The organism is Streptomyces sp. TRM68367 (assembly GCF_014495685.1).
GTDB lineage: Bacteria > Actinomycetota > Actinomycetes > Streptomycetales > Streptomycetaceae > Streptomyces.
In genome coordinates, this window is the sequence record NZ_JACTVI010000223.1 from 3,139 (window position 1) to 4,671 (window position 1,533).

At 70.8% G+C, this 1,533-nt stretch carries 2 protein-coding genes; both read left to right on the forward strand.

Going from position 1 to position 1,533, the window contains the following annotated elements; all coding sequences use genetic code 11:
- Nucleotides 1-241: 241 nt before the first annotated feature.
- Entirely contained in the window at nt 242-793 is a 552-nt protein-coding gene (locus H8R17_RS44845) for a plasmid mobilization relaxosome protein MobC (protein ID WP_187828900.1), read from the forward strand.
- Nucleotides 794-798: 5 nt separating this feature from the next.
- On the forward strand, nt 799-1,533 hold a 735-nt coding region (locus H8R17_RS44850), incomplete at its 3' end, for a relaxase/mobilization nuclease domain-containing protein (protein WP_399478138.1).

Consider the following 1,533-nt stretch of genomic DNA (forward strand, 5'->3'; position numbering starts at 1 on the left):
ATCCCACCCGTACGCCCCGGACAGCCCAGCGGTGCCTACAGCCCCGCGCGCCCCTACAGGAGACAATGCAGTGAGGAAGAGGTCGCACCTCGACAACAACACCGAAGGCCCGGATCAGCCATCGAAGTCCGTTGACCTGAAGGCCCTTTGGCGCCGGGCATTCGGTAAAGGGGCTCCTGGCGGAGCCAGTAGTACCCCGAGTCCGACTCAAGGCCGGACTTCGGGGGTCTCCGCCCCGGGGGTGGCGGAGACGGCCCAGCGCCAGGGGGCGCCAGACCGGGGGGCCGGGGCCGAGGGCGGCTCCGACCCGGACACGCTTCACTCTGTGCAGCAAGCCGTTCTGCGCCCCGTAGACAGCGCAGCCGTCGCCGCCGGCGAGCCTGCTGTGCAGAGCGTGCAGCCCACGATCCGCCGCTTCACCGGCACCAAGCGCAACGACCGTGTCGGCCCGCTGCGCTTCACCGGCGACCAGCGAGCCCGCCTCCAGGAGGCCGCTGCCAAGCACGGCTACAAGGGCGACTCCGGCTTCGCCGCCGACATCGTCCTCGCCTTCATCACCGGCCGGTTCACCGCCAACCTGCCCCTGTCCGAGGACCGCCGCCGCACCCACGTCTTCCGCGCTCAGGTCCTGCGCCAGCTCAACCGGATCGGCGTCAACGTCAACCAGATCGCCCGCGCCCTCAACAGCGACCACACCCCACCCGACATACGTCAGGGCCTCGACGAACTCCACCACCTGCTGGAGCTGATCGCCGAGGCCCTCCGCCAGCCCGCCGACCCGGAGGAGGTCTGACCAGCGTGATCGCCGCCATCAAGCCCGCCGGGACCAACACCCGGGGCCTGCTCGCCTACCTCTACGGCCGCGGAACCCACGACGAGCACTTCGACCCGCACATCGTGGCCGGCTTCGCGATGCTCGGCATGCCCGACCCCGGCCGCGACGAGAACGCCACCCTCACCGAACTCGGCCACTACCTCGACGAGCCGGTCTCCTTGCGCAACAACGAGTTCGGCAAGCCGGTCACCGACCACGTCTGGCACTGCCCGGTCCGCGCCGCCCCCGAGGACCGCTACCTCTCCGACACCGAGTGGGGCGAGATCGCCCAGCGCATCGTCCAGGCCGCCGGCATCGCTCCGGCCGGTGACGACCTGGCCTGCCGCTGGATCGCCGTACGCCACGCCGACGACCACATCCACATCCTCGCCACCACCGTCCGCGAAGACGGACGCCGCCCCAAGCTCCACGACAGCGGCCTCCGCGTCGGCGACGCCTGCCGCGAGATCGAGAAGGACTACGGGCTGCGCCGCCTGAAGAAGGGTGATCGCACCGGCGCCCGCCGCCCCACCCAGGCCGAGATGCACAAGGCCGAACACCTCGGCTGGGACCAGCCCAGCCCCGAGTGGCTCCAGGACCGCATCCGCGCCGCCATCCCCCACGTGACAGGCGCCGAGGAATTCATCGCCTACCTCGAAGCCAGCGACATCGAGGTCCAGGTCCGGCGCGGCCCGTCAGGCGACCTCCTCGGCTATGCA